Origin of the sequence: Chamaesiphon sp. VAR_48_metabat_403 (genome assembly GCF_031422475.1) — a bacterium.
In the GTDB taxonomy this organism is placed as follows: Bacteria; Cyanobacteriota; Cyanobacteriia; order Cyanobacteriales; family Chamaesiphonaceae; genus Chamaesiphon.
In genome coordinates this window covers 1-10,023 of sequence record NZ_JANPLS010000260.1, presented here as the reverse complement: position 1 = coordinate 10,023, position 10,023 = coordinate 1, and the positions used below count along the sequence as shown (strand labels likewise).

Below are 10,023 nucleotides of genomic sequence, written 5' to 3'. Positions count from 1 at the left end.
CCCCCCCTCTCCCAGTCTCCCAGTCCCCCCCTCCCCCCGTCTCCCCTCTCAAAGATTTTTACAGCGATTTGGTTTCTTATGAGTTAGATCTGGGAATACTAACTAAGTAACGATCGAAAACTAGCTTTGGCACCAGCCGCCGATGGAACAGCAGGAATATGATGCGATCGAGATCGCACGCAAAGCGATCGAACGTTGTCTAATATAGCAATTAAGTACCTCTGTGTAAATTATTTACAGAATTTTTTCATAGGCTAGATCGATCGTTTTCTATCGACAGACTATTATTTTAAAATATCCAATGTAGATAATAATTATACAATTGCTTTTATGAAAAATCTTCAGCAAGATTGACGGAAAAAACAATGATTGAAAGTGGCGAAAAATTAGCGGGGATCAGCTTTAAGGATTTAATAATTCAGCTCAAGAATATTAAATCTCAATCTTTTAGTGGTAACTTAGTTATCAAGGTAGATAAGCATCCAAATTGGATTTTCTCCTTTAGACTGGGACGTTTTGGCTGGGTTGATGGTGGAATCGAACCGATCGGTTGTTGGCAGAGAAATCTCAACTTAGCTAACCTCAATTTACCACCTGAAAAATTGGCAGAAGTTAATAATCCGCACAAAACAGTATTAGATTCCAATATATTAGCAGGACTATTAGTTGAAGAAGCAATCGATCGGCAGCAATGTGCCGAACTGGTGGGGAGAATGGCAATCGAAAGTTTATTCGATGTGATTCAATTTAGCCAGCACAGCGGTAATCGGTTATCGTATCAACTGACGCAGACGGGAGCGGGTAATACTCAATTAAATTTAGTATTGCCTTTACTCGAAATCGAACCGATTTTAACTAGAGCGATTCAAACATGGCAAGAATGGTCTAATGTCGGGCTAGCGGCTTACGCGCCCAGTTTGTTTGCATTGGTATCTGCATCGTTAGATCTAAACCAATTAGCTGGCAATCCCGACTTACATCATACTGTGTTGGCGATCGATGGCAATCGATCTCTGCGGAGTTTGGCTGCGAATAGTCGGCAATCTGTTATTAATTTTACTAGCACTTTATTACCGTTACTAAGATCGGGATTTATAAATTTATCTTCTCAGCCTAAGTCGAGAATTAGTCGATCGAATAATTCAGACGTTAGCAGTCAATTGAGTGCAGAAAACAGCAGTCAATTAAGTAGCGAAATTAGCAGCCAGCTAAGTACTGGGACGCTCGAACGACCGATCGATCGATTGACACAATCGCCAATTGCGATCGCCACGCCCAAATCTGGCGAAGCTAAGGATTCATTAATTGCTTGTATCGACGATAGTATCTTAATCTATCAGTCTTTAGAACGGATTTTAACTGAAAACCACTATCGTTGTTATGGCGTTCAAGATCCGCTCAAAATTATGCCGAGCTTAATTAGAAATAAGCCTGACTTTATTTTCCTAGATTTATTAATGCCAATTACTAATGGCTATGAAGTCTGCGAACAAATTCGCAAAACTCCTAGTCTGAAACATATCCCAGTAATTATTTTGACTGGTAAAGATGGCTTAATCGATCGAATGCGATCGAAAATGGTGGGAGCGACGGGTTTTCTGGGTAAACCCGTCGAGGCGGAAGCTGTGTTGAAAATGATCGATAAATATCTTGTTGTAGATGGTAATTAATTATGAAAATTAGACTGCAAACAAATCCGAAAGACTCCCAGTTTAAAACATATCCCAGTAATTATTTTGACTGGTAAAGATGGCTTAATCGATCGAATGCGATCGAAAATGGTGGGAGCGACGGGTTTACCCAGAAAACCCGTCGAGGCGGAAGCTGTGTTGAAAACGATCGATAAATATCTTGTTGTAGGTGGTAATTAATTATGAGTCAAATTTTAATCGTTGAAGATAGTAAGTTAGAAGCAGACAGACTTAAAAAGTGTCTGGAAGGGCAAGGATTTTCGATTTTAGTAGTTACTAGTGGAGAGGAAGCCGAAATTAGACTCAAAACTTTCAAGCCAAACTTGATCGTGTTGGATGTAATTTTACCTGGCGAAAGTGGCTTTGAGTTATGTCGCAAGCTGAAAACTGAACCATCGACTCAAAATATCCCGATCGTGATTTATTCTACTAAAGATAAACAGATCGACAGGACTTGGGGCGATATGAGCGGTGCTGATGCTTATTTAAGTAAAACAGTAGATGAGCCGACATTATTACAAACAGTAAATCGGTTAATTGGTTGAGCTAAATCTGTGAATTATAAATAATGAGTTGTCAGTTATGAGTAAAATTATTAATCAGATGCCACCTTCGTTCAGTCAGAAATTAGTAACTCATAAACCATCACTTCAGGAAGATAATCGCCGATTTCTCGGCTTTACGATCGGCGATAGTTTGAATGCGTTAATTCCATTAATGGATTTACGGGCGACCATCAAAATTTCATTGGCGGAAATCTTACCAGTTCCCAAAATGAATGAGTCGTTGTTGGGCATTATTAATTATGGTGGTAAGGCAACTTGGGTACTAGATCTGGCTCACTTAATGGGTGGATCTGGCTATTTAAGTAAGTCTCAGCTCACTACTGGTATGGGAATGCTATTTCAAATTCAAAATGAAACGGTTGCATTATTAATCGATCGTGTCGGCACGATCGAAACTTACGATCTTCAACAATGTTTGCCAATCGGCGAAGCAATGTTTGCCGATCGAATGCGGTCGTTTTTGTCGGGCTATTTTATCGATGCCGAGCAACAATCGCGGGTCGTCATCGATATTAAACAGGTAATTCATACCATTATCTAGATCTAAAAAACATTACTATCGATCGATAATTTAACTTGAGCACGATCTTATAGTCAAGAGCTAGTAATTAGTAAATAAAAATATTACCAATGTTCAAAAATCTATTTAGTTCTGCGGATGACCGCTCCACCAAAGCTACAGATCCGATCGATCCTGTCAACCTCTCTACACAACAAAATATGTCTAATTCAGATCGCGCTACCATGACTAGTAATACTGCCAAACAACAATTATTGTCCCTGCTCCAAGAGACTCAAACTAAACTCGAAAACTCGAATAGTCCCAACTCCGACTCACTTCGCCAAAACATCCGCAAAGCGAGAGAATTAGCCGGATTTTTAACCGTACCCGGCACTAATCCCCAACCGACTGCTATGTCTGCACCTGCGGGGATCGATGCCGAAAAAGCTCATCAAATTGCGATTAAGATCAGACAATCGACATCACCCTTGGCGGCATTCACGAGTGCAGTTGCCGATATCAAAGCATTGCTAAATGCCGATCGCGTGCTGATTTATCAATTGACTGGGGCTAGCACGGGTAAAGTCATCGCTGAAGCCGTCCAACTTGGTTTGACACCAACGCTAAATACCGAAATTCCCCAGATTGGTTTTGGCTTCGAGCAGCTTACCGACGATCGATCTGGGCGGGCGATTGCCTTAATTAATAGCGAAACTAGCCCTTACCAACAACAAATTTTAGAACAATATCAAGTGCAGGCAACTGTCACTTTGCCGATTCTAATTAATGGTTATTCAGCGGCAACTAATACCTTCAGCTTGGGTCGAGTTTGGGGTTTATTGGTAGTTCACCAATGCGATCGACCCCGCCAATGGTCGGAAGCGGAGACTGCTTTTCTGTCCCAATTATCGCTGGAACTAACACTTGCGGTTCAACCCAATCAACCCTTACTGCAATTATCCCAACGCCGCGACCTCTTGGCCGCGATCGAAGGCGAAGCTCAGGTCTTGATCCAGACCACCTTAGATGAGATCCGCCATCACTTTCAAGCCGATCGGGCGATGGTGTACGCTTACAATCGAGATTGGAGCGGTCAAATTATCGGCGAATCCGTCGGTAGCAATTGGCCAAAAGCGGGCAATTCACTCGATGGCGATTATTACGTCACTGGCGAAAACTACAAGCCTTATTACGTGGTCAACGATCTCCAGACCAGAGGCTTGGATCGCGCCGTGATGGAGAAGCTCGAACCCTTTCAAATGAAAGCTTACATCGTCGTGCCGATCGTCGCCAGCAACCAGTTAATTGGCTTACTCGGTGTCTATCAAAACTCTGGCCCCCGCAACTGGCAGCAATCCGAGATCGATGCCATGGTGGAATTTGCCAAAAACTTTAGTTTCCCGCTCCAACAAACCGCCAGCCGCCGTCACACACAGTTTCAGAACATTCGGATGGAACGCCAACTCGAACGGGAGCGCGGCTTGGCCAAACTGCAAGAACGCTTGAGAACTGCCAAAAGTGTCCAGAATGTCTTGCAAGTTGCCACTCTCGATACTCGCAAACTCCTAAACGTCGAGCGTGCAGCCATCTATCAATTTAACCCTGACTTTAGCGGACAATTTGTTGCGGAATCCGCCGCACCGGGTTGGTCGGATCTGGTCAAAATGATTCCGTTTATTCAAGATACCTTTTTACAACGGACTAAAGGCGGACGTTATAAGGATGGCGGTTGTCTGGCGGTGAACGATATTTACACTATCGGCCACCAAACTTGCCACGTCCAACTGTTAGAACAGATGGAAGCTCGTGCTTATATCATCGCCCCGATCTTTGGTGCCAATCGCAAATTGTGGGGACTGATGGGCGTATATTACAACTCTGCGGCGTATCAGTGGCAGGAAGATGAAGTCGAAACCCTCAGACAAATCGGACTCCAAGTTGGGATTGCGATGGAGCAACTCGATTATATCGAACAATTGCAAAAGCGTGCCGAACAAGAACAAACCATCAATCGGATTGCTGATAAGATTCGCCAATCGCTAGTTGTCGATGATGTCTTTAGCACTGTCGTGCAAGAAATCCGTCAAGCCTCTAAAACCGATCGAGCTGTCGTTTATCAGTTTAACCCTGACTGGAGCGGTCAAGTTGTGGCCGAATCAGTCGGTAGCGGCTGGGTATCGTTACTAGTCGAACAGGACAAAGATCGCATTCTCAGTGGCGATCGCACTCCCAACGATCGCTGCATCCTGCGGAAATGGGCGACCAAAGATATTACTGAAGTAGATACTCACCTCCAAAATACTAAAGGTGGTAAATACGCCAACGGTGAAAAATCGACGGCGGTTAATGACATCTACACTCGGAAATTCCCCGACTGCTACATTCAGTCTTTAGAAAAATATCAAGCCAAAGCCTACATTCTCGCACCGATCTTCGTTGGCGATAAATTGTGGGGATTACTCGGAATTTACCAAAACGATGCGCCTCGCGCTTGGGATATCTCCGAACGTGCGGTCGTAGAGCAAGTTGCCATGCAAATTGGGACGGCACTACAACTGTCTGAATATCTAGAACGCGTCCGCACTCAGGAACGAGAACTATCGGCGATCGTCGATCGAGAGCGGGCTAACCGCCAAGAATTGGAATCGGAGGCTCTGCGCGTCCTGAAAGCGATCGGCCCCTCCTTCCGAGGCGATTTAACCGTCCGCGCGCCGCTATCTGAAACCGAGATCGGCACGATCGCTGACGGTTACAACACCACCATCCAAAGCCTGCGGGAACTAGTCCGCCAAGTTCAGACTGCCGCGATTAGCGTCAGCAGCACCTCCAGTGAAAACAACGTCCTGGTCAATAATCTTTCCGCTCAAGCGCAACAAGAACTCGAACAACTCGATCGCGCCTTGGTACAAGTAGATTTGATGGCTGCTTCTAGTAAAGAAGTCGCCGACTTCGCTCAAAAAGTCGAACTTGTCGTCCAATCTGCCAACCGCACCGTGCAAAATGGCGATACGTTGATGGAAAGCACTGTCGAAGAGATTCTCGAAATCCGCTCCACAGTATCTACAACAGCCAAGAAAATCAAACGTCTGGGCGAAACCTTCCAAAAGATTTCTAAAGTAGTCAACCTGATCGAAAACTTCGCCACCCAAACCAACCTGCTCGCACTCAACGCTTCGATCGAAGCCACCCGCGCCGGACAATATGGGAAAGGATTTGCCGTCGTAGCCGATGAAGTCCGCTCTCTGGCTTATCAGTCCGCCAATGCCACAACCGAAATCGAACGATTGGTAGACGAAATTCGGATCGATACCAACGACGTTACCGAAGCAATGGAAATCGGGATCGCGCAAGTCGTTCAAGGTACAAATTTGGTCAACGAAACCAGACAGAGCCTCAGCGAAATTGTAGTTGCCACTGGCCAAATCAGCGAATTAGTCAAAGCCATCAGTCAATCTGCGGGCACCCAAACCAAACAATCCCAAAAACTGAGCGAAGCCATGATCGATGTCGCCACGATCGCTAATCTTAGCTCCGACAGCGCACTCCAAATCTCCGAATCTTGCCAACAGCTCATCGAGACCTCGCAAGTGCTGGAAACTAGTGTGAGCCGATTTAAGGTTGATTAGGTTTTAGGCTTTAGGTTTTAGGCTTTAGGTTTTAGGCTTTAGGTTTTAGGCTTTAGGTTTTGGGTTTGAGAACGCAAGTATCGCTTCGAGAACCAATACCTAATACCTAATAACCACTACCTAATACCTAACAACCAACACCTAATAACTAACAACCAATACCTAATACCTAACACCTAACACCTAATACTTAAAATGACCGACGATCTAGATTTTCAAGAGTCACTCGATCGATACTTTGAGATCGAAGCGGCGGAATTACTGCAAACGATCGAACAAACGCTACTGAGTTTAGTAGAAGAAAAAACGATCGAACGCGTGCATACCCTGATGCGAGCGGCACATACGATTAAAGGTAGCGCGGCTAACTGTGGATTTAAAACGATCGAGACCATCGCGCATCACCTAGAAGATGTCTTCCAGGCTCTGTACCCGCCCGAACTAGAGATCGACCCCGAACTAGGTTTACTCTTAATGGAGGGCTACGATTGCCTCTACGACCCCTTGAGTGCCTTACTTGCCAAAGTTCCCTACGATGAAGCCGCTACCCTAGAACGGACGGCAACATTATTTGCCAGATTGCAAACTCATCTGGGTGACTTTTTCGGACGCGAGACACCCTTACCGACTGCGGCGGAATTGGGATTTGACGTGATCGGGTCGATTTTCACCGACAGTATCCCGCACGATCTTGAAGATTTAGCTGCGGCGATCGCCAGTCAACAAGACAATAAAGTTAGTGAAAGTCTCCGATCGCTAGCCGAATTTTTACTAGAGCTGGGAGGATCTTACAGTTTGCCCGGAATTGCGGCAATTGCCACTTCAACGCTTTCTGCTTTAGAATCCCATCCGGCTAGAGTTTTACAGCTCGCGCCGATTGCTTTAGCAAATTTTCAACAAGCCCAAATCGCCATCGCTGGGGGAGATCGATCGATTGGCGGCGAGGTATCTGCGGAACTCGCAGCTTGGGGTGGCGGTTCGGCTCCCGATACACATGGATCTTCACGATCGAATCAGGCAGATACTTCTGCTGATTGGTTGTCGTTAGTCGAGCCGACTGGTTTCACGAATATCGGCGATCCGGCGGCTGAAGTTATTACTAATAATTCCGATTCGTTAGAATGGCTGTCGTTAGTAGATGACGAACCGAGTGTAGATCGATCGACATCGATCTCTAGTAACGGTGAAACTTCGGAATGGCTGTCGTTAGTAGACGATGAACCGATCGCTGAGTCGTTGGAACCCAACGAGAATAACGCTGCGGCATCATCAGAATGGCTATCATTAGTAGACGATGAAACAATCGCCAATCCGCCAGTATCGACTGAAGATCGCGATGAAACCGTTAGCGCGACTGAATGGCTAGCCCTATCAGACGATGAAACGATCGCCGATCCGCCAGTCACAACAGATCGCAATGATGCGGTATCTTCGGAATGGCTGTCGTTAGTAGACGATGAAAACATCGATGCAACCATCATCGATCTCGAACCAGAGATTGTCGAAATTGGTACCTTCGAGCCAGAACTAGCCGGATCGAGCAGCAAGATCGAGCCGACATTATATCCGATCGCCGCCAGAGAAACTCAGGCGAGTACGGAACTGGCAATCGTCACCAAATCTGGACTCGATCGCATTTTCCAATCGATCTCGCTTGACAATTTGGCACCAATGGGCGAAAGTCCAGAATCTTCATCCGATCGTCCTCCTGCCGAACGCGAAGCGCAACCCGATTTATCTGTCAGCGTCCGCGTGGCTACCGTCCAACTCGAACGTCTCAGCCATACCATCGGCGAATTGCTCATCGACGACAACCAGCAAGATCTCCGCGCTCAACAACTCCAAAAACTCGCTCGATCTACCGTCGAACAATATCGTCGTTGCGAACAAAAACTGCGCCTAGTCAGCAGTTGGGCAGATAAACACGCGGCGATCGACGATCGCCAAAAAGCCGAATCCCGCCGCACCAAATCTATTAAAAAGCGATCTAAATCGGGGAAAAAGACCACCAATAGTCAAGTTAAATCTCAATTCGACAGTCTCGAATTAGATGTCTATAGCGAATTGAGCATTCTGCTGCAAAATCTCACCGACGATCTGGCCGAATTGGGCACTCAAGTGGGGAACTTAGCCGAAATGACCCAAAGATCTCGGCTGACAATGCACAAACGGCGACAATTACTCGCCGAGGCGCAGTCAGAACTATTTGAAGCCAGAATGGTCGAAATTGCGGGCGTACTCAATCGCTTTCCCCGTCTGCTCCAGCAGATGGTCGCTTCCCATCGCAAACCTGCTCGCCTCGAATTAATCGGGAGTGAAGTCTCGATCGACAAAATTATTGCCGAAAAACTCTACGATCCGCTGCTTCACCTGGTTCGGAACGCCTATGACCACGGCATCGAGCCGCCAGAACAGCGCGCGCTCCACGGTAAATCCGAAACCGGACAACTCACTATCAGAGTCTACCACCAAGGCAACCGCACCAAAATTGAAGTCAGCGATGACGGTCAAGGCTTAAACTGGGATCGAATCCGCAACCGCGCAATCGATCTCAACTTACTCGCAGCCGCTACGGCGAATAACGCCAGTGAAGCCGAGTTAGCCGAAATTATGTTTGCCCCCGGATTTTCGACCGCTGAGAAAGTCAACGATCTTTCCGGACGCGGCATCGGTTTAGATGTCGTCCGCGACCGAATTGGAGCCTTACAGGGGACGATCGACGTTCGCTCCGTCGCTGGCAAAGGCACCACTTTCACCATGCAATTCCCACTCAATCTCACCACCACTCGGTTAATGATTTGTGAGTCCGAGGGTTTCGTTCACGCGCTGCGCTCCGATGCAATCGTCCAGGTACTAATCCCCACGCCCGATCGGATCCAATCTCAAGCATTACAATCAGATCGCGCTACTAATTTCCTCCGCCTGGGTGAAGGTTCCGATCGCAAATTGATTCCCATTTATCCCGTTAGTAGTCTAATCGATTATCATTGCCCGATTGTAGCCGATCGGCAAGATGTCACCAGTCTCTTCCCCGTCAAAGCCAAAAACAGCACCAACGCCTTACTTCTACTCGAAATCGATAACGAGCAAATCTGTCTCGAAGTCAGCCGGATTCTTGTCGAGCAAGAATTGGTAGTCAAATCGCTCGGTACCACCTTTGGATTGCCCAGCTATATTCAAGGTTACAGCGTCTTAGGCGATGGTAGCCTCACCCTCGCACTCGATCCGATCGAATTGCTAGCACGAGTACGGACAAACGCCACAGCAACCCAACCGCTGGCGGCGAAAAAAGTAGCCGCGCTACCAGGTAACATTCAAGCAGTACTACCTCCCGCTGCCGATACCACACTTCCCGACGAAGTTGCCAAAACGATCGACCAACTCAACAACCGCACCATACCCCAAGCGGGCAGACAGTTACAAGTCCTAGTCGTAGACGATTCTCTCGTCCAACGTCAAAGTCTGGCGCGCTCCCTCACCAAAGCTGGCTGTCAAGTTATCAAAGCCAGCCATGGTAGAGAAGGCATCCTCCGCCTTCAAGAACATCCCTAATTTCGCTTGGTAGTTTGCTTTATTGAAATGCCCCAAATGTATTGCTTTGAGTTCCTCAGCTACTGTCGCCAAGATCCTAATTTATC

6 protein-coding genes are annotated in these 10,023 nt (G+C 46.7%); all 6 read left to right on the top strand.

Going from position 1 to position 10,023, the window contains the following annotated elements:
• Positions 1-365 precede the first annotated feature (365 nt).
• The 6 genes from RMO79_RS12065 (at position 366) to RMO79_RS12040 (ending at position 9,937) form a co-directional block, all read left to right on the top strand.
• A complete protein-coding gene (locus tag RMO79_RS12065; RefSeq protein ID WP_310483409.1) occupies positions 366-1,670 on the top strand; it encodes a response regulator in 1,305 nt (434 codons plus the stop codon).
• Positions 1,671-1,736: 66 nt separating this feature from the next.
• Positions 1,737-1,871, top strand: coding sequence for a hypothetical protein (locus tag RMO79_RS12060; protein WP_310483408.1), 135 nt, complete (start codon positions 1,737-1,739; stop codon positions 1,869-1,871).
• A gap of 2 nt (positions 1,872-1,873) precedes the next feature.
• Positions 1,874-2,236 (top strand): response regulator, encoded by a 363-nt coding sequence (locus RMO79_RS12055; protein ID WP_310483407.1) that lies wholly within the window; start codon positions 1,874-1,876, stop codon positions 2,234-2,236.
• Positions 2,237-2,273: 37 nt separating this feature from the next.
• A complete protein-coding gene (locus tag RMO79_RS12050; protein ID WP_310483406.1) occupies positions 2,274-2,798 on the top strand; it encodes a chemotaxis protein CheW in 525 nt (174 codons plus the stop codon).
• Positions 2,799-2,887: 89 nt separating this feature from the next.
• Positions 2,888-6,385 carry a GAF domain-containing protein gene (locus tag RMO79_RS12045; RefSeq protein ID WP_310483405.1) on the top strand — a complete coding sequence of 1,166 codons (3,498 nt, stop codon included), beginning with the start codon at positions 2,888-2,890 and terminating at the stop codon, positions 6,383-6,385.
• Positions 6,386-6,580: 195 nt separating this feature from the next.
• Positions 6,581-9,937, top strand: a complete 3,357-nt coding sequence (locus RMO79_RS12040; protein WP_310483404.1) for an ATP-binding protein — start codon at positions 6,581-6,583, stop codon at positions 9,935-9,937.
• Positions 9,938-10,023: the final 86 nt, after the last annotated feature.